This is a genomic window from Bradyrhizobium sp. STM 3561, from assembly GCF_045571455.1.
Lineage (GTDB): Bacteria > Pseudomonadota > Alphaproteobacteria > Rhizobiales > Xanthobacteraceae > Bradyrhizobium > Bradyrhizobium vignae.
The window spans coordinates 797,155-819,797 of the sequence record NZ_CP120695.1 but is presented as its reverse complement, the minus strand read 5'-3'; the positions used below and the strand labels follow the sequence as shown (position 1 = coordinate 819,797).

Genomic DNA, 22,643 nt, shown 5'->3' with positions numbered 1-22,643 from the left:
TTAGCCGAACTGGTTCATGGTGTTGTGGACGCCGCCCGCCTTCAGGGCAGCTTCGCCGGCGAAGTACTCCTTGTGGTCGTCGCCGATATCGGAGCCGGCCATGTTCTGGTGCTTCACGCAGGCGATGCCCTGACGGATCTCGGCGCGCTGGACGTTCTTGACGTAGCCCAGCATGCCCTGCTCGCCGAAATACTCGCGGGCGAGATTGTCGGTGGACAGCGCCGCCGTGTGATAGGTCGGCAGCGTGATCAGGTGGTGGAAGATGCCGGCACGCTTGGCCGAGTCCGCCTGGAAGGTGCGGATGCGCTCGTCGGCTTCCTGCGCCAGCGGAGTTTCGTCGTACTCCGCCTTCATCAACTCGGCTCGGTTGTACTTGCTGACGTCCTTGCCCGCTTCCTTCCAGGCGTCGTAGACCTGCCAACGGAAGTTGAGGGTCCAGTTGAACGACGGCGAGTTGTTGTAGGCGAGCTTGGCGTTCGGCACGACCTTGCGGATGCGATCGACCATGCTGGCGATCTGCTCGATATGCGGCTTCTCGGTCTCGATCCAGAGCAGGTCGGCGCCGTTCTGGAGCGAGGTGATGCAATCGAGCACGCAGCGGTCCGCACCGGTGCCGGGACGGAACTGGTAGAGGTTGGAGGGCAGCCGCTTCGGACGCATCATCTTGCCGTTACGGTTGATGATGACGTCGCCGTTGCGGGCGTTCTCCGGCGTCACCTCCTCGCAATCGAGGAAGCTGTTGTACTGGTCGCCGATGTCGCCGGGCTTGTGGCTGACGGCGATCTGCTGCGTCAGGCCGGCGCCGAGCGAGTCGGTGCGGGTCACGACGATGCCGTCTTCGACGCCGAGCTCGAGGAAGGCGTGGCGGCAGGCGCGGATCTTCGCCAGGAAGACCTCATGCGGCACGGTGACCTTGCCGTCCTGGTGGCCGCACTGCTTCTCGTCCGAGACCTGGTTCTCGATCTGCAGCGCGCAGGCGCCCGCCTCGATCATCTTCTTGGCGAGCAGATAGGTCGCCTCGGCGTTGCCGAAGCCGGCATCGATGTCGGCGATGACGGGGACGACATGGGTCTGGAAGTTGTCGATCTTCTCGATCAGCTCCTTCTCACGGATCTTGTCGCCTTCCTTGCGCGCCTTGTCGAGGCTGCGGAAGATGTCGTTGAGCTCGCGCGCATCGGCCTGACGCAGGAAGGTGTAGAGCTCTTCGATCAGGGCCGGCACCGAGGTCTTCTCGTGCATCGACTGATCGGGCAGCGGACCGAACTCGGAGCGCAGCGCCGCGATCATCCAGCCCGAGAGATAGAGGTAGGTGCGATCGGTCTTGCCGAAATGCTTCTTGACCGAGATGAGCTTCTGCTGGGCGATGAAGCCGTGCCAGCACCCCAGCGACTGCGTGTACTTGGTGGGGTCGTTGTCATAGGCGGCCATGTCGGCCCGCATCAGCGCCGCGGTGTAGCGGGCGACGTCGAGGCCGGTCTTGAAGCGGTTCTGCAGGCGCATGCGGGCGACGGCCTCGGCCGTCACGCCGTTCCAGGTCGGCTTGGTCTCGAGAAGCGCCTGGGCCGCCTCGATCTCGCTCTGATACGAGGCCGGGCGCTGGAGCGCGTTGATGCCGCGGAGCTGGTAGTTCATGTGCCTGATCCTTTCACTGGCGATGGCTCGCCATCGACATTCTTGACAGTGCATTGCGAAATGCGTGTCAGGAGCTAAACGTGAAAACAGAAACTTCGTATAGAGGCCTTGTTTTTTATTGGTGATGTCATGTAACATCAGAACATGTAATAGATGTTATTTTGTAAAGTCTGTAAAAATTGGTCAGTAGAGCTGGCCCTCGAAGCGTCGGAGATCTGAGAAATGCCCGCCGATTCCGGCAAGAAACTCTTTGTCGGCCCGCGGTTCCGGCGGATCCGGCAGCAATTGGGGCTGTCGCAAACCCAGATTGCCGAGGGGCTCGGGATATCGCCGAGCTATGTCAACCTGATCGAGCGCAACCAACGCCCGGTTACGGCGCAGATCCTGCTGCGGCTGGCCGAGACCTATGATCTCGATTTGCGCGACCTCGCCACCGCGGACGAGGACCGCTTCTTTGCCGAGCTCAACGAGGTCTTCTCCGATCCCTTGTTCCGTCAGATCGACGTGCCCAAGCAGGAGCTGCGCGACCTCGCCGAGCTCTGCCCCGGCGTCACCCACGCGCTGCAGCGGCTCTACGCCGCCTATACCGAGGCCCGCCAGGGCGAGACGCTGGCCGCCGCGCAGATGGCCGACCGCGACGTCGGCACGCGCTACGAGGCCAATCCGGTCGAGCGCGTGCGCGAGCTGATCGAAGCCAACCGCAACTATTTTCCGGAGCTGGAGCAGGCCGCGGAAAATCTGCGCGACGAGCTGAACGTGCCGGCCGAAGGGCTGTACGCGGCGCTGGTCGCGCGCTTGCGCGAAAAGCATTCGATCCAGACCCGCATCATGCCGGTCGATGTGATGCGCGAGACGCTCCGGCGCTTTGATCGCCATCGCCGCCAGCTCCTGATCTCCGAACTGGTCGACCCGCCCGGCCGCGCGTTCCAGCTCGCCTTCCAGCTCGGGCTTGGCGAATGTGCGCAGCATCTGGAGACCATCATCGGCCGCGCCGGACCGCTCGACGACGCGCCGCGGCGGCTGTTCCGCATCACACTCGGCAACTACTTCGCGGCCGCCGTGATGATGCCCTACCCGGCCTTCCTCGCCGCCGCCGAAGCACTCAACTACGACATCCACGTGCTGGCGCAGCGCTTCAATGCCGGCTTCGAGCAGGTCTGCCACCGCCTCACCACCCTGCAGCGGCCGAATGCGCGCGGCATTCCGTTCTTCCTGCTCCGCGTCGACAATGCCGGCAACGTCTCAAAGCGCTTCTCCTCCGGCACCTTCCCGTTCTCGAAATTCGGCGGCACCTGCCCGCTGTGGAACGTGCACTCGACCTTCGACACGCCGGACCGCCTGCTCAAGCAGGTGATCGAACTGCCCGACGGTACGCGCTATTTCTCGATCGCGCAGATGGTGCGTCGCCCCGTCGCGCCGCATCCGCTGCCGCAGCCGCGCTTTGCCATCGGCCTCGGCTGCGAGATCCGCCACGCCGCGCGCCTGACCTACGCCGCCGGCATGGATCTGGAGAAGACAGAGGGCACACCGATCGGCGTCAACTGCCGGCTCTGCGAGCGCGAAAACTGCGCCCAGCGCGCCGAGCCGCCGATCACGCGCACGCTGATCCTGGACGAGACGACGCGGCGGGTGTCGAGCTTCGCCTTCTCGAATGCACGGGAGTTGTGAGGGTATTCAGCTCTCGTGCCCCGGACGCGCAGCAGCGCTCTTGTGCTGCTGCGCTGCGTCCGGGGCACGAGACTGCCGCACTTCACGCCAGCGTATGCACGATCACCGGCCCGGCCGCCGCGCTCGCATGTCCTGCGAGCAGCGGGCCGAGATCCTTCTCGATCCAGGCGATGGCGCGCCTGTTCGCTTCCTCCGCCTGCTCGAACTTGTCGAAGATCGAGATCGCGGTCACCGTGTCGTCGCCGGCATAGACGACATAATAGGCGCGGAAGCCGTCGACGTCGCTGATGATTGGAACGGCACCGTCCTTGATACGGCGCGCCAGCTCTTCCGCGCTCCCGCTTTTCGCCTTGGCCTGACGGATGGCGGCATACATGGCATCCTCCTTCCGGCTATCTGAAGCTTGGTGCTGTGAGCTTACACCTGACAGCAAACCCCGTCATCCTGAGGCGCTCACTATGGCGACGCCGAGCGCCCCATAGTGAGCCAAGGATGGAGGGCCCGGATGCAGCATCCCGGCCGTGCATCCTTCGAGGCTCGGCTGACGATGCATCCGCATCGCCAGCCTCACACCTCGGGATGATGGGGAAGCAGTTTGCTGGCCTCGCCAATGGCCACTTCGAGCCGGCTCTCCTTGGTTAACCCGGCCCTAATCCGCCTTCGCGATCTGCAACCAAGGATTAAGCACGCTTCAACATCGGTGCCTTAGTCTCGCCGCACTCACTTTTCGCAAACAACGGCAGCCTATTGTGCCGGGCGAAGTGACATCAGGGGGTTCATCATGCGCATTGCGTTGCTGCTGACCGCAACCATCGTCGGCGCGCTGTTTGCCAATCCATCCAGGGCCGGGGCGCTCGATGCGACCGCTGAGGCAGCGCAGGCGCTGCCGCCGGGCTTCCAGAGCTACCGCGGCTACATGTTCGACATCTCCGAGAACCGCGACCGCAAGGATGTCGCCAAGCTCACCGAGAACCTGAAGAGCCAGATCGACGTCGTCGAAGGCGTCGGCCTATCCCCGCGCGTGCTGCGCTTCTTCCACACCGTTCCGATCGTCGCGAGCGAGCTCGCCTGCCTCGACGAAGGCGCCGCCACCGCCTGCTACGGCCGGGTCACGCCGGACATCCAACGCACCGCGCCCCGGACCCTTACGGTCTGGGACCACGACAAGCAGCGCTGGACCAATCCGAACGCCGTCGATCTCGCGGTCGATTCGGGGCTCGGCGTGATCATGCTGCGGCCCGACATGATGCGCTACGAAAAGGAGGCCGTGCTGCTGCACGAGCTGCTGCACGCCTATCACGCGCGGCTGCTGCCGGACGGCTACGCCAACAAGGGCGTGATCGGCTACTATGCCCTCGCCAAGTCCAAGGACCAGCTGCCCAAGGAATCCTATGCGATGAAGAACCCCATGGAGTTCTTCGCCGTGACCGCCAGCATCTTTCTCTCCGGAAAGAGCGAATTCCACGATCCGAAGTCGCGCGAGGCGCTCAAGGAGAAGATGCCGGACTATTACAAATACCTGGTCGGTGTGTTCGGCTTCGATCCCGAGCCGGCGGCCTCGAACGGCCCGGTCGCCTCGCTGAAGTGAGGCAGACCTGGCGTTCTCAAGCCAGACCACCCAAAAGCCGCGCGGAATGCGCGGCTTTTTTGTTTTGTCAGCCGGAAGCTGCGGATGACGCGCCGGCGGGAATTGCCAAGGCGGGGCCCGATCTGCATAGTCCCGCCGCATCGATATCGTTTTTCGAAGGGGATAAGAGAACATGGCGGAAGCCGACCTGGATGTCGTGATCCGGCAACTGGCCAGACAGCTGCATACGGGCCTGATGACCCGCGCCAAGGAGCGGCGGGATCGCTTCAACGGCCTTGCGGCCAAGGCCAAGGGCAAGGAGACCGGCGAGCGCTTCAAGATGCTGGCCAAGGCCACCATGGAGCAGGCCACCGCCGCCGCCAAGCGCCTGCAGATGTCCGCAGACAACGTCGCCGACAGCTACGCCCGATCGATGCGCCTGGCCGCCAGCACGCCGGTTGCGGTGAAGGAGAAGACGGTGAAGGAGAAGACGGCGAAGGAAAAGCCGGCAAAGGCAATGGCGAAGAAGGCCAAGAAGGCGAAGTAGTGGATGCTTTCTTTCTTCTCCCCCTGCGGGAGAAGGTGGCATAGGCGGCCTTCAGCCGCCGTTCTTAGGAACGCCGAAACGAAGCTTCGGCTATGGCGCCGGATGAGGGTTCTTTCCGCTCGCCAGACTGTTCGTGAGGATAGAAACCTCTCACCCGGCTTCGCTTGCAGCGGCGAATGCCGCTTTAGGTATCTCTCACCGCCTTGGCACGGCGAGCGGCTCGGCGCTGGCGAGCTCGGCGAGCCTGGCGCGTGCGGCCTCGCGGGCGCGGACGTCTTTGCCGGCCGGCAGCGTCAGGGCGGCTTCAAAATCGGCGCGCGCGTCGTCGATCTGACCTCGGGCGAGGAATGCCAGACCCCGATCAAGGCGGGCTTGTGCGTCCGAGGGATCGAGGCGAACCGCCGTGTTGTAGCTCAGGATGGCGCGATCGAGATCGCCCGTGGCGGCAAGCGCGAGACCGCGTTGGTGATAGGGTGCGGCGAGCTTGGGATCATGCGCGATCGCCTCGTCGTAATCCGCAATGGCAAGCTCGAGATCGCCGTTCTGCCGGCGCGCCAGCGCCCGGTCGCGATAGAGCGAGGCGCGGTTGGGATTGAGATGGATGGCCTCGTCGAAATCGGCGATGGCGCGCTTGAAATCGCCGTGGCGCAGCGCGATCCGCCCGCGCCCCTCATAGGCGAAGGCGATCAGCGAGCCCCGCAGCGGCGAGAAGCCGATCACGGCCGAGCAGATGTCGGGATCGTCTTCGTCGCCGCAATTGACGACCATGTGCGTGGACAGGCCGACGAGCACGCAAAGGACGATCAGGAATGGTACGGCAGCTCTGGTCATCTTCGACGGCAGCCGGCAGAGGGCCGGCCGCGCATCCCCTTTCGAAGGAATGGTCACGCCGAACTGTTAACACCGGCGGGGACGACCCCATGTGCGCCAGGTCACAAAGCCGGACGCAAATCCCTACCGGTTCCCTTAGCCCCAAGGCCCGCGTGAGGGGCCAGGCGAGGACGAGTGGCCCCAGGGACCGCGCGGCGGGTAGTTCTCGTTGGCGCCGACCGACGGTGCCGCGCGCGTGCCGAGCTCGGCCGCGAGTTGGTGGAGGGCGGCAACGCGGTTCTGCGTCGAGGGATGGGTGGCGAACAGATTGTCCACGCCGTGGCCCGACAGCGGATTGATGATGAACATGTGCGCGGTCGCGGGATTTCGCTCGGCCTCGAAATTCGCGACCTGGTGGGCGGCACCCTCGATCTTCACCAGCGCGGAGGCCAGCCACATCGGCTGTCCGACGATGCGCGCACCGAGATTGTCCGCGGCATATTCGCGGGTGCGGCTGATCGCCATCTGGACCAGCATGGCACCGAGCGGGGCGAGGATCATCAACAGGATCGAGCCGACGATACCCGGACCGCTGTTGTTGTCACGGTGGCCGCCGAAGAACATGCCGAACTGCGCGAGCATGGAGATGGCGCCGGCGATCGTCGCGGTGATGGTCATCAAGAGCGTGTCGTGATGCTTGATGTGCGCGAGCTCGTGCGCGATCACGCCGGCGAGCTCATCGCGGCTGAGCTGGCGCACAAGACCGGTGGTGACGGCGACCGCGGCGTTTTCAGGATTGCGGCCGGTCGCGAATGCATTGGGCTGCATCTCGTCCATCAGGAACACGCGCGGCATCGGCAAGCCTGCACGGCCCGCGAGCTCGGCGACGAGGCCGACCAGCTCCGGCGCGGTCGAACGGTCGACCTCATGAGCCCCATACATCGAGAGCACCATGCGGTCGGAGTTCCAATAGGTGAAGAGATTGGTCGCGGCGGCAATGACGAGCGCGATCATGGCGCCGGAGGCGCCACCGATCAGATAGCCGACGCCCATGAACAGGGCGGTCAGGCCTGCAAGCAGCATTGCGGTACGAAGATAGTTCATGGCCGTCCCTCCTGGCCGGCCGCGGCCGCTGGAACGCCTGCAGGCCGGCACATATCAGGTGGGGATGACCCCGGCCCGGGTGCAAGGTTTCCGGGTGCGTCGCGGAGCCGCGGCACTTGACCCGGGCCGGAACGGCCGGGCACGATCGCGGCCATGCAATTCGAAATTCTCGGCGAGATTACCGACGTCGAAACTTTCGCCAGTGGCTCGGGTATCGCGAAATTGCCCGGCTGCGGCGAATCTACGGGAGGGACGCTGGCGAAAGCGCAAGGGTATTGCCCAAGTCCGATTATGCGATGGCTCTACCCATCTCGCTGAGATACATTGGTATGAAGCTGGCGGTATCGGCCGCAAGGAATTCAAGATCAAGAACATGTTCCGTGAATCATGACGAAGTCGCGAAGCAACCAACTGGTAATCGTGGCGAGGATTCCCTTTATCCGAAAACCTTCCTTCGCGACACAGCCCTTCCCCGCGCGGTGAAACGCGCCGTATTGGCCGCCTAGCGGCTTCCCCTGACAGCACCAGAGATATTGATGCCGCTGAACTGCTTTGGTTCTCGCCTTGCGATCGCAACGATCGCGGTCTTGCTTGCCCTCGCCCTACCCGCCCCCGCCCAGTTCGCGCCGCCGTCCCCCAGGCCCGTCGCGCCAAAAGCAACGGCCCCCTCGCCGCGCGCGGCCTCGTGCCATAACGGCGCGAGCTTCGATCGCTTCCTGGCCGACGTGAAGCAACAGGCGGCGGCCGCCGGCGTGTCGCAGCGCGCGATCGCGGAGGCTTCGCCCTATCTCGTCTACGACCAGGGCATCGTCAATCGCGACCGCGGCCAGCGCGTGTTCGGCCAGCTCTTCACTGAATTTGCCGGACGCATGGCCGCGCCCTATCGCATGCAGAACGGACAGCAGCACATCAAGCAATACGCTGCCGCGTTCGCGCGCGCCGAGAAGGAGTATGGCGTACCGCCGGCCGTGATCGCCGCCTTCTGGGGGCTCGAGAGCGACTTCGGCGCCAACATGGGCAACCTGCCGACGCTGAAATCACTGGTGTCGCTCGCCTATGATTGCCGCCGCTCCGAGATGTTCGTGAACGAGACCATCGCCGCGCTGAAGATCATCGACCGCGGCGATCTGCATCCCGACGAGATGATCGGCTCCTGGGCCGGCGAGCTCGGGCAGACCCAATTCCTGCCCGTGCATTACGTCAACTACGCCGTCGATTATGACGGCGACGGGCGGCGCGACCTGTTGCACTCTGGGGCTGATGTAATCGGCTCGACCGCGAACTACATCGCAAACGGATTGAAGTGGCGGCGCGGCGAGCCATGGCTGGAAGAGATCAAGGTGCCGCCAAACCTGCCGTGGGAGAAGACCGATCTCACGGTGCGGGAGCCGCGCTCGACATGGGCGCAGTTGGGCGTGACCTATCCCGACGGACGACCGCTGCCGAGCGACAACCTGCCGGCCTCCGTGCTGCTGCCGATGGGACGGACCGGTCCTGCCTTCATGGCATACGCGAATTTCGCGGCCTACACGGAGTGGAATAATTCGCTGATCTATTCGACCACGGCTGGCTATCTCGCCTCGCGCATCGCGGGCGCGCCGCCGATGCGCAAACCTGCCGCGCCGGTCGCGCAGCTGCCGTTCAATGAACTCAAGCAATTGCAGCAGCTCCTCGTCCAAGCCGGCTTCAATGTCGGCAAGATCGACGGCGTGCTCGGCCAGCAGAGCCGCGCGGCCGTGAAGGCAATGCAGATCAAGTACGGCCTGCCGGCGGATTCCTGGCCGACGGCAGAGCTGCTCGCCCGCATGCGCGGCAGCACGGCGCAGGCGCAACCGGCGGGCGTGGTGCGCTAAAGCATGATCCGGAAAAGTGCGAAGCGGTTTTCCGGAAAGATCCTGCGTAAACAACAAGCTAAAGCGCGATGACGATTCATCCAAATCTCATCGCGCTTTAAGCCCTCCTCTCATGCCCCGCGACCCGGCTACGCCAAGGCTTCGCCCGGGTGAAGGTCCAGGGGCGCCGAAGCTTTAGCGAAGGCGGCCGGCGGGGCATCCAGTACGCCGCGGCCTCTCGGTCAATCACTGCCGTCTCGGCGTACTGGATCGCCTACCTTCGTGGGCGATGACACCTGGAGAGAATTTTCGCATTGCACAAGCCGCTTCTCGCGATTGTATTTTTCCATGACATTCCCATGTGAGTAACTCAGGTTTTCTCCTGAGATTTCCCTCATCGAAGCGAGCATCACATGTCCTTCCACGACGCCGTCGTTCCCGCCTATTTGCAGATGCTGAACAGCCTGACCGGCCTGCTCACCAAGGCCGAGGCGCATTGCGCAGCGAAAAAGATCGACCCGGGCGTGTTGCTCGGCTCCCGCCTCTTCCCGGACATGCTGCCGCTGTCGAAGCAGATCCAGCTCGTCAGCGATTTCGCCACCAAGGGCTGCGCGCGGCTGACCCACAGCGAGGTGCCGTCGACGCCCGACACGGAGACCAGCTTCGCGGAATTGAAGCAGCGGCTGGCGAAGACGATCGACTATGTGAAGTCGTTCAAGCCCGAGCAGTTCGAAGGCGCCGATGTCAGGGACGTCACCTTCCCGGCCGGCCCCGACAAATCCATCACCATGAAGGGCCAGCAATTCCTGAGCTCGTTCTCGCTGCCGAACTTCTATTTCCACGCCGCGATCGCCCACGGTATTTTGCGCCACAACGGCGTCGAGATCGGCAAACGCGATTTCCTGGGTGCAAACTGATTGCGATTGCACGGCCACGACAGCCGTATTCCACTGTCGTGGCCAAAATGGCGTATGAATTGTGCTACGCGGGCGTTGACGCGTAGCTCGCCTGCACTTTCCGTATGGCTCATCCCTTGCGCCCGATGTCGCGATGCACAAGTGTTCAAGACCTCTCACCGCCTGGAAGCATTTCCCATGAGCCGTTCGACCAAATTGCTTGAGACCTACAAGCTCGGCCCGATCACGCTGGCCAACCGCCTGGTCATGGCGCCGCTGACGCGCAACCGCGCCGTTCCCGGCACGTTCGTGCCCGGCGCACTCGCCGCCGACTATTACGCCCAGCGCGCCTCCGCAGGCCTCCTGATCACTGAAGCGAGCCAGATTTCGCAACAGGGCCAAGGCTATCAAGACACGCCCGGCATCTACTCGAAGGATCAGGTCGCCGGCTGGCGCAAGGTCACCGACCGCATCCACGAGCGCGGTGGCAAGATCTTCATCCAGCTCTGGCATGTCGGCCGCATCTCGCATGTCGATCTCCAGGCGAATGGCGCAGCTCCGGTCGCGCCAAGCGCGATCCGCGCCAAGGGCAAGACCTTCGTCAACGGCGGCTTCGCCGACGTCTCCGAGCCGCGCGCACTCGAGCTTTCCGAAATTCCCGGCATTATCGACGACTTCAAGCGTGCGACGAAGAACGCGCTGGAGGCCGGCTTCGACGGCGTCGAGATCCACGGCGCCAACGGCTATCTGCTCGACCAGTTCGCACGGGACGGCGCCAACAAGCGCACCGATGCCTATGGCGGCTCGATCGAGAACCGCGCGCGGCTGATGCTGGAAGTCGCCGGGGCTGTTGCCACTGAGGCCGGCAGCGACCGTACCGGCATCCGCATCTCGCCGGTGACGCCGGCCAACGATCTCTCCGACAGCAACCCGCAACCGCTTTTCGACCACATCGTCGACGGCCTCAGCGCGCTCAAGCTCGCCTATCTCCACGTCGTCGAGGGCGCCACCGGCGGCCCGCGCGACATCGCGCCGTTCGACTATGCCTCCTTGCGCAAGCGGTTCTCCGGCGCCTACGTCGCCAACAACGGCTACGATTTCGACCTCGCCACCAAGATGCTGGAGGCGAACGCGGCCGATCTCATCGCCTTCGGCAAGCCGTTCATCTCCAACCCCGACCTGGTCGAGCGGCTGAAGCAGGGCGCAGGCCTGAACGACTGGGACAAGACCACGTTCTACGGCGGCGGCGCCAAGGGGTATACGGACTATCCGACGCTGGCGGCCGAGCCGGCGGAGTAGCCGCCCCGTCGTCACTCCATCCTCCGTCATTGCGAGGAGCAGTGACAAGATTGCGAAGCAACTTTGCACTGATGCGACGAAGCAATCCAGACTGCATCCGCGGAACGACTCTGGATTGCTTCGCTGCACTCGCAATGACTGTGCGGCAACAGGATCCGCTCACCACTCGAGAAGGCCGGGGCTGCTGCCGGCCTGTGCCTGCCGGCAGGCTCACGCCAATGCGCGCGTCTCGCTCTCCGCAGCCACCATGCGTTCCACGATGCGACGCATGCGCTGCGGGGCGGCATCGATGGCGAGACGGATTGTCTTGGCATTGGGGCGGGCCTGCGCGACCTTCTCGATTCGCTCCAGAATCTCCTTGTCCTCGTTAAAGGCGATACGGAAATCGGCGTGCAGGCGCTGATCGACGTCGCCGTCGTCAAGCGCAAAATTGCGCACATGGAGCCAGTGATCGATGCAGATGTGGTCGTCGACCGGCGTGATGAAGTGGCATGCGAAGATGCGCAGTCCCCCGTCCCGGTCAATGGGATCTGCGATCTTGCCGGCATCCGCGCTGCCGAAATCGATCACCGCGATACAGGGCGCGATATAGTCATAGTAATGCCAGCGATCGACGTTGCCGGCGAAATTGCCGTACTTGGCGAACAGCGGGATCGGCGGCGCGTTCCTGATCCACCGCCACACCAGCACGCCATCCTCGGAAAAGGTGTGCTCCACCGGAATGTCTTCGCTGGCCGAATTGCCGAGCGTCGACAGGTGGACGAAGCTGACATGCGCGGGATCGCAGAGATTGTCGGCAAGGTTGAGATAGTTGGTTTCGATTCGAAGAGCGTCTCCTTCCGCCGCATGCCAGTCGTTCTGACCGTATTGCGGCAGATCATAGATCCGCGAGGGGTCGGCGAGTGCGGGATCGCCGGGCCAGATCCAGACCAGCCCCATCTTCTCCCTGAGCGGATAGGACGACACACGTGCATTCGGCGGGATCATCGGCTGCCCCGGAATCCGGACACAGCGACCGTCGGCCCCGAACGTCATGCCGTGATAGCCGCACTCGATCGCATCGCCCTTGAGCTTGCCCATCGACAGCGGCGCCAACCGGTGTGGACATGCGTCGTCGAGCGCAACGACGCCACCGGCTTCGCTACGATAGACGACAAGGTCCATGCCGAGGATGCGGTGGCGCGACAGCGAGCGCGTGACGTTGCGAGACCACGTCAGCGGGTACCAGGTATTGCGGGGAGCGAACAGGTTCATGCGGCACCTTTAGTTCTTGAGCTTGGCCATGACCTCGGCGTCGGCGGGCTGGTAATCGGCACCGTCGACATAGCGCCAGTCGGTCATTATGCCCTGGCCGTCTCGCACTGCGAGCTTGCCGACGTAGACGCCCATGGTGGATTGATGATCGATCGCACGGAACGCGATCGGCCCCACCGGCGTATCGACCTTCAGATGTTCCATCGCCTTGATCAGATCGTCGGACTTGGTCGAGCCGGCGGTCTCGATCGCCTTCGCGAGGACCAGCGTGTTGGTGTAGCCGATGAGCGCGCCGATGTTGGGCGGCTCCTTGAATCGGGCGATATAGGCCTTCAAGAACGAGTCATGCTGAGGCGTCTTGATCTCGCTCCAGGGATATCCGGTCACGATCCAGCCGGGCGGCGCCTCATCTTTCAGCGGTGCCAGATATTCCGGCTCGCCGGAGAGAATGCTTACCACGGCGCGGTTCGCGAAGGCATTTCGCGTCGATCCCTCGCGCACGAGCTTGACAAGGTCCGATCCGAACGTCGCATTGAAGATGGCATCCGGGTTCTCCCCCGCCATTGCCTGCACGACTGCACCGGCATCGATCTTGCCGAGCGGCGGCCACTGCTCGGAGACGAATTCGACGTCGGGCTTCAATCGCTTCAGTTCGCGCTTGAAGCTCGCCACCGCCGCCTGACCGAACTCGTAGTTCGGTGCAATCGTCGCCCAGCGCCGCGCGGGGAACTTGGCCGCCTCCTTTGCCAGGATGGAGGCCTGGGTATACGTGCTCGGCCGCAGCCTGAACGTATAGCGATTGCCCTTCTCCCAGATGAGAGCATCGGTCAGGGGCTGCGAGGCGAGGAAGAATGTCCGCTTCTGCTTGGCGAAATCGGCGACGGCAAGGCCAACATGGGAGAGGATCGTGCCCGTCAGGAGCTCGACCTGCTCACCGTCGACGAGCTGACCGGCTGCGGTGATGGCCACGTCCGGCTTGCCGGCGTCGTCGCGGGCAATGATCTCGAGCTTGCGGCCGAGCACGCCCCCTTTCCCGTTGATCTCGTCGCGCGCGAGCTCCCAGCCCTGGCGATAACCGCGGGTCCCCAGCGGGAGGGCCGAATAGCTTGAGATCTCGCCGATCTTGATCGGCGGTGGCTCTGCGGCCCGGCCTGGGGCGCAGGCCACCGCCAGGATAAGTCCGACGAACTTCGCAGCAGCCGAAATGCGCATATCAGCCTCCCGCCATTGGGACTCGCGTATGTATGTAGTACTTACTACATAGCGAATACCACGGGCTGATGGTTGTCAATGGCGAAGAATCGGCGGGGCTTGCCAAAAAAGCGGCAGGCCCCATCCTGCTGGCTGTGATTCCCTGGGATACGCAATGGCCAACGATACAGAGCTGCCAGCCCGCACACTGGCCGGCCCGCGCCTCAAGCGGGCGGCCAAGCGGAAAAGGGCCTCAACGGTTCGACGGACGCGAGCGCCCGATCAGACCCGTGAAGCCATTCTGCGTGCGGCGGTCGCCGAGTTTGCCCGCGAAGGCTACGGCGGCGCGCGGGTCGATCGCATCAGCAAGGCCGCCAAGAGCAACGACCGGATGCTCTATTATTACTTCAAGAGCAAGGAGAAGCTCTTTCATCAGGTCATCGAGCATTGCTATGCCGATCTGGTCGCGTCGGAAGAGGCGCTCGACCTCGATTTTTCCAGCCCGCGCCAGTCGCTGGCGGCGCTGGTTGCCTTCAATTGGAACTATTATTGGGCCCATCCGGAGCTATTGAGCATTCTCGCCACGGAGAATCTCTTCAAGGGCCGTCACGTCAAGAACAATATCCGTCGCAGCTTCGCCAATACGCAGCTCGGCATGCTCGAGCGCGTGCTCCAGAGCGGGGTCGAACGGGGCGAGTTCAGGGCGGACTGCGACCGCTTCCATCTTTATCTGTCGATCCTCTCGCTCACCTATTTCTACCGCGCCAACCTCTACACGTTGTCGAGTTACACGCAGATCGATCTTGCGGACCAGGCGATGCGGAACGCCTGGCTGGCACACGTGCAGAAGATGATCGAAGATTCTGTGAAGCGGAAGGAGTAAGGTCGGCGAAGTGAATGCGGCATGAAAGAAAAAGGCCGGGATCGCTCCCGGCCTTTCATTTTGATGACGCTGCGCGCCGCTTACTTCGCTTCCGCGCGCTTCGGCGGGGTCGCCGGCCACGACTTGATCAGCGTGTCGTAGTCGACCGTCTCGCCCTTCGGCTTCTCGTTGGCGAGCTTGCGCTGGGGCGCGATGGTGCCGTCCTTCTCGGCCTTGGCGAACCAGTACTCCGGCTTCTCCTTCTTGTGCAGCTTCGGACCGCAGGCGCCCTGCACGCCGGACTTCTCCAGACGTTCCATCACGGAGTCCTGGGCAGCCGCAAGGGCATCCATCGCGGCTTGCGGCGTCTTCGCACCGGACGACGCATCGCCGATGTTCTGCCACCACAGCTGCGCGAGCTTCGGATAGTCGGGCACGTTGTTGCCGGTCGGGGTCCACTGCACGCGGGCGGGCGAGCGGTAGAACTCGATCAGGCCGCCGAGCTTCGGCGCACGCTCGGTGAACGACTTGTCCCAGATGTCGGATTCACGGATGAAGGTGAGACCGACATGGCTCTTCTTCAAGCTCACCGACTTGGAGACGATGAACTGGAGATAGAGCCAGGCTGCCTTGCGGCGGTCCGGCGGGGTCGACTTCAGCAGCGTCGCGGAGCCGGCGTCCTGGTAGCCGAGCTTCATGCCTTCCTTCCAGTACGCACCGTGGGGCGAGGGCGCCATACGCCACTTCGGCGTACCGTCCGCGTTCATCACGGCGATGCCCGGCTTCACCATGTCGGCGGTGAAGGCGGTGTACCAGAACATCTGCTGGGCGATGTTGCCCTGCGCCGGAACGGGGCCGGCTTCAGAGAAGGTCATGCCCTGCGCCTGCGGCGGCGCATACTTCTTCAGCCACTCGAGATATTTGGTGATCGAGTAGACCGCGGCCGGACCGTTGGTGTCGCCACCGCGTTCCACCGATGAGCCGACCGGGCGGCAGCCTTCCATGCGGATGCCCCATTCGTCGACCGGCAGGCCGTTCGGAATGCCCTTGTCACCGTTGCCGGCCATCGACAGCCAGGCGTCGGTGAAACGCCATCCGAGCGAGGGGTCCTTCTTGCCATAGTCCATATGGCCGTAGACCTTGACGCCGTTGATCTCCTTGATGTCGTTGGTGAAGAACTCGGCGATGTCCTCATAGGCGGACCAGTTCACGGGCACGCCGAGCTCGTAGCCATACTTGGCCTTGAACTTGGCCTTGTAGTCCGGATTGGTGAACCAGTCGTAGCGGAACCAATAGAGGTTGGCGAACTGCTGGTCGGGTAGCTGGTAGAGCTTGCCGTCCGGAGCCGTCGTGAAAGACTTGCCGATGAAGTCGTTGACGTCGAGCATGGGATCGGTGACGTCCTTGCCCTCGCCGGTCATGTAATCCGACAGCACCACGGTCTGGCCGTAGCGGAAATGCGTGCCGATCAGGTCGCTGTCGTTGATCCAGCCGTCATAGACGTTCTTGCCCGACTGCATCTGCGTCTGCAGCTTCTCGACGACGTCACCTTCCTGGATGAGGTCGTGCTTGAGCTTGATGCCGGTGATCTCGGAGAACGCCTTGGCCAGCGTCTGCGACTCGTATTCGTGGGTCGTGATGGTCTCGGAGACGACGTTGATCTCCATGCCCTTGAAAGGCTCGGCGGCCTTGGCGAACCACTCCAACTCCTTCTTCTGATCTTCCTTCGACAGCGTCGAGGGCTGGAATTCCGCGATCCACTTCTGGATCACGGCGTCGTCGGCGGCGCGAACGGGCGCCGAGACGGCGAACGACACTGCTACGATCGCAGCGGCGCTGGACATGGTCAGAAAACTATTCTTGGTCAATGGACCTTTCCTTCTCCTAAACTGTCGCATGTTGTTCCTCCGTTGCAGCGACAAACTTTTATACAGGTCCGGGTTGCCCCCCGGATCTGGCCGTCCCTTCGCGAGCTTCAGACCGTGCGAAAAACAAGCACTGCCGTGGCCAGCGAAATTCCACTTGCGAGCCACAGGCTCGAAATTTCAAACCCCTCCTCGCCGATCGGCAGCGTGGCGATCGGATCGGTCCCGACGAGGCCGATCCACACGAGATGGATGACGGCGGCCGCGATCAGCGAGATGAACAGACGGTCGCCGCGCGTGGTCGGAATACTGAGAACGCCGATGCGCTCGGCCTCCGGATAGACCGCAGCGAGCCACGTCATCACCGCGAGCGTGCAGGCCAGCCCGGCGAAGAAGATCGCGGTCGGCAGCGTCCAGGCCATCCATGCAATAGACTCCATGGTCGCCCCCCTTATACGCGGCCGAGCGCGAAGCCGCGCGCGATGTAGTTGCGGACGAACCAGATCACCAGCGCGCCCGGGATGATGGTGAGCACGCCGGCAGCCGCGAGCAGACCCCAGTCCATGCCGGCAGCCGAGACCGTGCGCGTCATGATCGCGGCGATCGGTTTGGCCTGCACCGAGGTCAGCGTGCGCGCCAGCAGAAGCTCGACCCAGGAGAACATGAAGCAGAAGAAGGCGGCGACGCCGATGCCGCTCGCAATCAGTGGCACCAGGATCTTGATGAAGAAGCGCGGAAAGGAATAGCCGTCGAGGAAGGCGGTCTCGTCGATCTCGCGCGGCACGCCGGAGACGAAGCCTTCGAGGATCCAGACCGCCAGCGGCACGTTGAAGATGCAGTGCGCGAGCGCGACGGCCCAGGGCGTGTCGAACAGCCCGATTGCCGAATAGAGGTTGAAGAACGGCAGCGCATAGACCGCGGCCGGCGCCATGCGGTTCGACAGCAGCCAGAAGAACAGGTGCTTGTCGCCGAGGAAGCGGTAGCGCGAGAACGCATAGGCCGCAGGCAGCGCCACAGCGATCGAGATGATGGTGTTGAGGACGACGTATTCGAGCGAATTGATGTAGCCGGAATACCAGCTCTCGTCGGTGAAGATGCGCTTGTAGTGCTGCAGCGTCGGGGTGTGCGGCCATAGCGTCATCGTCGAGACGATCTCGCTGTTGGTCTTGAAGCTCATGTTGACGAGCCAATAGATCGGCAGCAGCAGGAAGATCAGGAACAGCCCCATGACGAGCCGGCGGCCGGGGATCGAATGCATCAGGCCACTCCTTCCTTTGGCTTGAGCGCGGGCACGGGTTTGAGCGCGGCCGAAGGCTTCGGCTCCGTCGCCTCCTCGCTCGAAGCCTGGACTTTGCGTTCGACGCCGGCATTGGTCATGACGGTGTAGAAGATCCAGCAGACGATCAGGATGATCAGGTTGTAGACCAGCGACAGCGCCGCGGCCTTGCCGAGGTCGAACTGGCCGAGCGCGATCTTGACGAGCTCGATCGACACGAACGTCGTGGAGTTGCCGGGCCCGCCGCCGGTGACGACGAAGGGCTCGGTGTAGATCATGAAGCTGTCCATGAAGCGCAGCAGCACGGCGATCAGCAGCACGCGATTCATCTTGGGCAGCTGGATCGCCTTGAACACGGCCCAGCGCGAGGCGCCGTCGATCTGCGCGGCCTGGTAATAGGCTTCGGGAATCGACTTCAGGCCAGCGTAGCAGAGCAGCGCGACGAGGCTGGTCCAGTGCCAGACGTCCATCACGATGACGGTGACCCAGGCATCGATGTCATTGGAGACGTAATTATAGTCGAAGCCGGCAGCGTTGAGCACATAGCCGAGCAGGCCGATGTCCGGACGGCCAAAGATCTGCCAGATCGTTCCGACCACGTTCCACGGAATCAAGAGCGGAAGCGCGAGAATCACGAGGCAGGCCGCGACCGTCCAGCCCTCGCGCGGCATCGACAGCGCGACGACGATGCCGAGCGGCACCTCGATGGCGAGGATCACCAGCGAGAAAAACAGGTTACGCCCGAGCGAGGCGAGGAAGCGGCCGCCGAGATCGGTCGAGGGATCGAGCAGTTCCTTGAACCAGCCGACGCCGTTCCAGAAGAACTGGTTATTGCCGAACGTATCCTGCATCGAATAGTTCACCACCGTCATCAGCGGCAGCACCGCCGAGAAGGCGACGACCAGGAACACCGGCAGCACCAGGAACCAGGCTTTTTGGTTGACGGTCTTGTCCATCAGGCGGCTCCCTCCACCAGAAGGCTGTCGGCATAGACGTGCACATGCGACGGGTCGAATTTCAGCCCGGCGGTGCCGTCCGGACTGGTGAAGCCGCCAGGGGCGCGCGCCGCGAGCTTTGCGTCCCCAAGGCGCGCACGCGCGAAACGGATGCGGCCGAGATCGTCGATGCGCTCGATCTTCGCGGTCAGCAGGCCCGGCGCGGGCGCGACCACCTCGACGAATTCGGGACGGACGCCGATCTCGATCTTCGCTCCCGCAGGCAGGTTGTCGTAGCTGCGGTTGAGCGCGATGACATGGCCGTCGAGCCTGGCCTCGCGTCCTCGCACCTCCGCGGGCAGGATGTTCATGCCGGGCGAGCCGATGAAATAGCCGACGAAGGTATGCGCCGGCTTGTCGAACAGCTCGGCCGGCGTGCCGCTCTGCACCACGCGGCCGTCATGCATGACGACCACGGTGTCGGCGAAAGTCAGCGCCTCGGTCTGGTCGTGGGTCACGTAAATCATCGTGAGGTCGAGCTCGCGATGCAGCGCCTTCAGCTTGGAGCGAAGCTGCCACTTCAGCTCGGGATCGATCACCGTCAGCGGCTCGTCGAACAGCACAGCGGCGACGTCGGAGCGGACGAGGCCGCGGCCGAGCGAGATCTTCTGCTTGGCATCCGCCGTGAGCCGAGTTGCTTTGCGATTGAGATAGGGTTCGAGATCGAGCAGGCGGCCGATCTCGGCGACGCGCCTGTCGATATCGGCCTTCGGCACGCCGCGGTTCTTCAGCGGGAACGCCAGATTCTGCCCGACCGTCATGGTGTCGTAAATCACCGGAAACTGGAACACTTGGGCGATGTTCCGCTTCTGGGTTGACAGCGGTGTGATGTCCACACCGTCGAACATGATTTTTCCGCGCGAAGGCGTGATGATGCCGGAAATGACGTTGAGCAGCGTGGTCTTGCCGCAGCCGCTCGGGCCGAGCAGCGCATAGGCGCCGCCCTGCCGCCAAGTCATGGTGACAGGCTTGAGCGCAAAGCTCTCCGGCGCGGCACCGTTGCCGCCGTAGGAGTGGGCGAGATCGACGAGGTCAATGCGGGCCATGACGCACCTCCTCAGGAGCTCGGTGCTGCGACGAGGCGATCAGCCGCGTCGAACACAAAAACATCATTGGGATCGAGCACGGCATGGATGGTCTGGCCGGGCTCGAATTCGTGCACGCCGTGCAGCACGGCCACCCAGTTCGATCCATCGCGGGTCAGATGCACGAAACTCTCCGAACCGGTGATCTCGGTCACCGTGACAGTGGCGTGGAAGGCGTGGCGATCGGCCTGGCCACTTGCGAGCCCGAGCTGATGGGCACGGAAGCCGATGCGGTAGAAGCCGTCGGGCAGACCGGCATAAAGCCCGGACGCGGGCGCTGCACTCCCGCCGGCGTATTGGACCATGCCATTTCCCTTCTCGAGGCCGACGAGATTGAGCGGCGGATCCGAAAACACCTGCGCGACGCGCAAGGTCTGCGGCCGGCGGTAAACGTTAGAGGTCTCGCCCATCTGCAGCGCCTGCCCCTCCCACATGCACACCGTGTTGCCGCCGAGCAGCAGCGCCTCGCTCGGCTCGGTGGTGGCATAGACGAAGATCGCGCCGGAGGCCTCGAAGATGCGCGGCAGCTCGGCGCGCAGCTCCTCGCGCAGCTTGTAGTCGAGATTGGCGAGCGGCTCGTCGAGCAGCACGAGATCGGCGCCCTTGACCAGCGCGCGGGCGATCGCGGTGCGCTGCTGCTGGCCGCCGGAGAGCTGGAGCGGCGTGCGCTTCAGGAACGGCTCGAGCCGCAGCAGCTTTGCCGCCTCCGCCACGCGCGCCTCGATCTCATCGCGCGGCTTGGCCTGCACGCGCAAGGGCGAAGCGATGTTCTCGTAGACCGTCAGCGAGGGGTAGTTGATGAACTGCTGATAGACCATCGCGACCGAACGCTGGCGCACGTCCGCGCCGGTGACGTCCTTGCCATTGACCAGCACCTTGCCTGATGTCGGCTTGTCGAGGCCCGCGAGCAATCGCATGATCGAGGTCTTGCCCGACAGCGTCGGCCCGAGCAGGACGTTGAGCGTGCCGCTCTCCAGCGTCAGCGAGACGTCCCGAATGTGCGGCACGCCATCTACGGTCCGGGTCACGTGATCGAGTGTCACGGTCATGAGCGTCCTCCCGCTTCCAGCAGAGGACTTTGCGGCACGGCGTGGGTCCTGATCCAGTCGTCAAGCGCCGCGATCTCGTCGGCGGTTAGTCGCAGGCCGAGCTTGGAACGACGCCAGACGATGTCCTCGGCGGTGACGGCCCATTCATTGGCCATGAGATAGCGGACCTCGCGCTCGGTCAGGGTCGCACCGAAGGCCTCGCCGAGATCGGCGGCGGATTTCGCATCGCCGAGCAGCTTGATGGCACGGGTGCCATAGGCGCGCGCGAGGCGCCGGGCATGCTCGTGGCTGAGGAACGGATAGCCGCGCCGCAATTCCGCAATCAGGCCATCGACGGCGGAGACGTCCATATCTCCGCCGGGTAGCGGCCATTTGCCGGTCCACCCTTCGCGCGCCTTGGCACTGCGAAGATAGGGCGCGAGCCGCTCCAGCGCCTCCTCGGCGAGCCGGCGATAGGTCGTGATCTTGCCGCCATAGATCGACAGCAGCGGCGTCCCGCCGGGCGTGTCGAGCTCGAACACGTAGTCGCGGGTTGCGGCCTTGGCCTCGCTGGCGCCGTCGTCGTAGAGGGGACGCACGCCGGAATAGGTCCAAACCACATCCTCGGGCGTCACGGGCTTGGCCAGATATTCGCTCGCCGCCTTGCAGAGATACTCGATCTCCTCAACCGTCGCCTTCACCTTGGCGGGATCGCCGTCATAGTCGCGATCGGTGGTGCCGATCAGCGTGAAATCGTCCTGGTACGGGATCACGAAGATGATGCGGCCGTCGGCGTTCTGGAACATGTAGGCGCGGTCGTGGTCGTAGAGCTTTTTCACGACGATGTGCGAGCCCTGCACCAGGCGGACTTTTGCCTTGGCATTGACGCCGGCACCGCGGCCGAGCACGTCCTCGACCCAGGGACCGCCGGCATTGACCAGCGCACGCGCCCGGACCTGCGAGCGCTCGCCGGTCAGCATGTTGACCATGTTGACGATCCAGAGGCCGTCGGCCTGGCGGATCTCGGTGGCGCGGGTGCGAGTGCGGATCTCCGCACCCTTGTCGGCGGCATCGCGCGCGTTGAGCACGACGAGGCGGGCGTCATCGACGAAACAGTCCGAATATTCGAAGGCGCGGCTGTAGCGGTTCGGGATCAGCGGCTTGCCGACCTCATCGCGCTTGAGATCGACCGAGCGCGTGGCGGGCAGCAGATGGCGGCCACCGATGTGATCATAAAGGAAGAGGCCGAGGCGCAGCAGCCAGGCGGGGCGGAGCCCTGCATGATGCGGCAGAACGAAACGCAGGGGGCGGATGATGTGGGGCGCGATGCCCCAGAGGATCTCGCGCTCGATCAGCGCCTCGCGCACCAGCCGAAACTCGTAATATTCGAGATAGCGCAGGCCGCCATGCACCAGCTTGGTCGACCAGGACGAGGTTCCGCTCGCCAGATCGTTCATTTCGCACAGGAAAACCGTGTTGCCGCGGCCCACCGCGTCGCGCGCGATGCCGCAACCGTTAACACCGCCTCCGATGATGGCGAGATCGAAAATACGCTCCAACAGACGCATCCCCCGGCGACCGCCCGTTCCTCGAGCGGTTACTTTCGTTTTTGATTAGATCACACCGGAAAACGAAAGCAAGACGAAAGAGAGGCCAAAGGAAGTGAAAGAGGAACTTTTTCAACGGCAATGAGACAGCGAAATCAGCAGCCGGACGGGCAGATTCAGGGGCG

20 protein-coding genes are annotated in these 22,643 nt (G+C 63.7%); 7 read left to right on the top strand and 13 right to left on the bottom strand.

Annotated features, from left to right (window positions below):
* Complete coding sequence (locus P6U28_RS03475; protein WP_122404857.1) at positions 1 to 1,632, bottom strand: isocitrate lyase; 1,632 nt, start codon at positions 1,630 to 1,632, stop codon at positions 1 to 3.
* A gap of 222 nt (positions 1,633 to 1,854) precedes the next feature.
* On the opposite strand from P6U28_RS03475, the gene P6U28_RS03470 reads away from it, so the two are divergent.
* Complete coding sequence (locus tag P6U28_RS03470) at positions 1,855 to 3,300, top strand: short-chain fatty acyl-CoA regulator family protein (protein ID WP_122404858.1); 1,446 nt, start codon at positions 1,855 to 1,857, stop codon at positions 3,298 to 3,300.
* Positions 3,301 to 3,382: 82 nt separating this feature from the next.
* Here P6U28_RS03470 and P6U28_RS03465 read toward each other — a convergent pair whose 3' ends face one another.
* Complete coding sequence (locus tag P6U28_RS03465; RefSeq protein WP_014497428.1) at positions 3,383 to 3,676, bottom strand: antibiotic biosynthesis monooxygenase; 294 nt, start codon at positions 3,674 to 3,676, stop codon at positions 3,383 to 3,385.
* Positions 3,677 to 4,081: 405 nt separating this feature from the next.
* Between P6U28_RS03465 and P6U28_RS03460 the strand changes: the two genes are divergently transcribed.
* The gene (locus tag P6U28_RS03460; protein WP_122404859.1) at positions 4,082 to 4,888 is read left to right on the top strand and encodes a hypothetical protein; all 807 of its coding nucleotides are present in this window, start codon (positions 4,082 to 4,084) and stop codon (positions 4,886 to 4,888) included.
* A 172-nt stretch (positions 4,889 to 5,060) separates the two neighbouring features.
* Positions 5,061 to 5,414, top strand: a complete 354-nt coding sequence (locus P6U28_RS03455) for a hypothetical protein (RefSeq protein WP_407121745.1) — start codon at positions 5,061 to 5,063, stop codon at positions 5,412 to 5,414.
* A 195-nt stretch (positions 5,415 to 5,609) separates the two neighbouring features.
* Here the strand turns inward: P6U28_RS03455 and P6U28_RS03450 are convergent, their stop codons facing one another.
* Entirely contained in the window at positions 5,610 to 6,245 is a 636-nt protein-coding gene (locus P6U28_RS03450; protein ID WP_162500407.1) for a tetratricopeptide repeat protein, read from the bottom strand.
* Positions 6,246 to 6,380: 135 nt separating this feature from the next.
* Complete coding sequence (htpX, locus tag P6U28_RS03445) at positions 6,381 to 7,328, bottom strand: zinc metalloprotease HtpX (RefSeq protein WP_122404862.1); 948 nt, start codon at positions 7,326 to 7,328, stop codon at positions 6,381 to 6,383.
* Between the two features lie 536 nt (positions 7,329 to 7,864).
* Between htpX and P6U28_RS03440 the strand changes: the two genes are divergently transcribed.
* The 3 genes from P6U28_RS03440 (at position 7,865) to P6U28_RS03430 (ending at position 11,355) form a co-directional block, all read left to right on the top strand.
* Positions 7,865 to 9,181: a lytic murein transglycosylase gene (locus tag P6U28_RS03440; protein WP_407121744.1), complete on the top strand. Its 1,317-nt coding sequence runs from the start codon at positions 7,865 to 7,867 to the stop codon at positions 9,179 to 9,181.
* A gap of 392 nt (positions 9,182 to 9,573) precedes the next feature.
* A complete protein-coding gene (locus tag P6U28_RS03435; RefSeq protein WP_122404864.1) occupies positions 9,574 to 10,077 on the top strand; it encodes a DUF1993 family protein in 504 nt (167 codons plus the stop codon).
* Positions 10,078 to 10,254: 177 nt separating this feature from the next.
* On the top strand, positions 10,255 to 11,355 hold the full coding sequence (locus P6U28_RS03430) for an alkene reductase (protein WP_407121743.1): 1,101 nt from the start codon (positions 10,255 to 10,257) through the stop codon (positions 11,353 to 11,355).
* Positions 11,356 to 11,565: 210 nt separating this feature from the next.
* On the opposite strand, the gene P6U28_RS03425 is transcribed toward P6U28_RS03430, so the two are convergent.
* Both P6U28_RS03425 and P6U28_RS03420 read right to left on the bottom strand, forming a co-directional pair.
* Complete coding sequence (locus tag P6U28_RS03425; protein ID WP_407121742.1) at positions 11,566 to 12,609, bottom strand: Rieske 2Fe-2S domain-containing protein; 1,044 nt, start codon at positions 12,607 to 12,609, stop codon at positions 11,566 to 11,568.
* Positions 12,610 to 12,618: 9 nt separating this feature from the next.
* Positions 12,619 to 13,815: an ABC transporter substrate-binding protein gene (locus P6U28_RS03420; protein ID WP_407123195.1), complete on the bottom strand. Its 1,197-nt coding sequence runs from the start codon at positions 13,813 to 13,815 to the stop codon at positions 12,619 to 12,621.
* Between the two features lie 160 nt (positions 13,816 to 13,975).
* On the opposite strand from P6U28_RS03420, the gene P6U28_RS03415 reads away from it, so the two are divergent.
* Positions 13,976 to 14,683: a TetR/AcrR family transcriptional regulator gene (locus P6U28_RS03415; RefSeq protein ID WP_129145845.1), complete on the top strand. Its 708-nt coding sequence runs from the start codon at positions 13,976 to 13,978 to the stop codon at positions 14,681 to 14,683.
* Positions 14,684 to 14,763: 80 nt separating this feature from the next.
* Here the strand turns inward: P6U28_RS03415 and P6U28_RS03410 are convergent, their stop codons facing one another.
* The 7 genes from P6U28_RS03410 to glpD all read right to left on the bottom strand — a co-directional run bounded on the left by P6U28_RS03410 (position 14,764) and on the right by glpD (position 22,479).
* Positions 14,764 to 16,506, bottom strand: coding sequence for an ABC transporter substrate-binding protein (locus P6U28_RS03410; RefSeq protein ID WP_162500628.1), 1,743 nt, complete (start codon positions 16,504 to 16,506; stop codon positions 14,764 to 14,766).
* Between the two features lie 131 nt (positions 16,507 to 16,637).
* Positions 16,638 to 16,967, bottom strand: coding sequence for a DUF2160 domain-containing protein (locus P6U28_RS03405; RefSeq protein ID WP_129145846.1), 330 nt, complete (start codon positions 16,965 to 16,967; stop codon positions 16,638 to 16,640).
* A gap of 11 nt (positions 16,968 to 16,978) precedes the next feature.
* A complete protein-coding gene (locus tag P6U28_RS03400) occupies positions 16,979 to 17,785 on the bottom strand; it encodes a carbohydrate ABC transporter permease (RefSeq protein WP_091898072.1) in 807 nt (268 codons plus the stop codon).
* Entirely contained in the window at positions 17,785 to 18,759 is a 975-nt protein-coding gene (locus P6U28_RS03395; protein WP_129145847.1) for a carbohydrate ABC transporter permease, read from the bottom strand. Before P6U28_RS03395 ends, P6U28_RS03400 begins: the two co-directional genes overlap by 1 nt.
* Positions 18,759 to 19,844, bottom strand: coding sequence for an ABC transporter ATP-binding protein (locus tag P6U28_RS03390; RefSeq protein WP_407121741.1), 1,086 nt, complete (start codon positions 19,842 to 19,844; stop codon positions 18,759 to 18,761). The genes P6U28_RS03395 and P6U28_RS03390 overlap by 1 nt, the downstream gene beginning before the upstream one ends.
* Before the next feature lie 11 nt (positions 19,845 to 19,855).
* A complete protein-coding gene (locus P6U28_RS03385) occupies positions 19,856 to 20,932 on the bottom strand; it encodes an ABC transporter ATP-binding protein (RefSeq protein ID WP_407121740.1) in 1,077 nt (358 codons plus the stop codon).
* On the bottom strand, positions 20,929 to 22,479 hold the full coding sequence (gene glpD / locus P6U28_RS03380) for a glycerol-3-phosphate dehydrogenase (RefSeq protein ID WP_407121739.1): 1,551 nt from the start codon (positions 22,477 to 22,479) through the stop codon (positions 20,929 to 20,931). The genes P6U28_RS03385 and glpD overlap by 4 nt, the downstream gene beginning before the upstream one ends.
* Between the last annotated feature and the right edge of the window lie 164 nt (positions 22,480 to 22,643).

Bases quoted from the DNA above. Each gene is read 5' to 3' on its own strand.
- P6U28_RS03440 (WP_407121744.1), top strand. From the start codon at position 7,865: ATGCCGCTGAACTGCTTTGGTTCTCGCCTTGCGATCGCAACGATCGCG.
- P6U28_RS03395 (WP_129145847.1), bottom strand. From the start codon at position 18,759: ATGGACAAGACCGTCAACCAAAAAGCCTGGTTCCTGGTGCTGCCGGTG.
- P6U28_RS03430 (WP_407121743.1), top strand. From the start codon at position 10,255: ATGAGCCGTTCGACCAAATTGCTTGAGACCTACAAGCTCGGCCCGATC.
- htpX (WP_122404862.1), bottom strand. From the start codon at position 7,328: ATGAACTATCTTCGTACCGCAATGCTGCTTGCAGGCCTGACCGCCCTG.
- P6U28_RS03415 (WP_129145845.1), top strand. From the start codon at position 13,976: ATGGCCAACGATACAGAGCTGCCAGCCCGCACACTGGCCGGCCCGCGC.
- P6U28_RS03455 (WP_407121745.1), top strand. From the start codon at position 5,061: ATGGCGGAAGCCGACCTGGATGTCGTGATCCGGCAACTGGCCAGACAG.
- P6U28_RS03410 (WP_162500628.1), bottom strand. From the start codon at position 16,506: ATGTCCAGCGCCGCTGCGATCGTAGCAGTGTCGTTCGCCGTCTCGGCG.
- glpD (WP_407121739.1), bottom strand. From the start codon at position 22,479: ATGCGTCTGTTGGAGCGTATTTTCGATCTCGCCATCATCGGAGGCGGT.
- P6U28_RS03470 (WP_122404858.1), top strand. From the start codon at position 1,855: ATGCCCGCCGATTCCGGCAAGAAACTCTTTGTCGGCCCGCGGTTCCGG.
- P6U28_RS03405 (WP_129145846.1), bottom strand. From the start codon at position 16,967: ATGGAGTCTATTGCATGGATGGCCTGGACGCTGCCGACCGCGATCTTC.
- P6U28_RS03390 (WP_407121741.1), bottom strand. From the start codon at position 19,844: ATGGCCCGCATTGACCTCGTCGATCTCGCCCACTCCTACGGCGGCAAC.
- P6U28_RS03400 (WP_091898072.1), bottom strand. From the start codon at position 17,785: ATGCATTCGATCCCCGGCCGCCGGCTCGTCATGGGGCTGTTCCTGATC.
- P6U28_RS03460 (WP_122404859.1), top strand. From the start codon at position 4,082: ATGCGCATTGCGTTGCTGCTGACCGCAACCATCGTCGGCGCGCTGTTT.
- P6U28_RS03385 (WP_407121740.1), bottom strand. From the start codon at position 20,932: ATGACCGTGACACTCGATCACGTGACCCGGACCGTAGATGGCGTGCCG.
- P6U28_RS03435 (WP_122404864.1), top strand. From the start codon at position 9,574: ATGTCCTTCCACGACGCCGTCGTTCCCGCCTATTTGCAGATGCTGAAC.
- P6U28_RS03465 (WP_014497428.1), bottom strand. From the start codon at position 3,676: ATGTATGCCGCCATCCGTCAGGCCAAGGCGAAAAGCGGGAGCGCGGAA.
- P6U28_RS03450 (WP_162500407.1), bottom strand. From the start codon at position 6,245: ATGACCAGAGCTGCCGTACCATTCCTGATCGTCCTTTGCGTGCTCGTC.
- P6U28_RS03475 (WP_122404857.1), bottom strand. From the start codon at position 1,632: ATGAACTACCAGCTCCGCGGCATCAACGCGCTCCAGCGCCCGGCCTCG.
- P6U28_RS03425 (WP_407121742.1), bottom strand. From the start codon at position 12,609: ATGAACCTGTTCGCTCCCCGCAATACCTGGTACCCGCTGACGTGGTCT.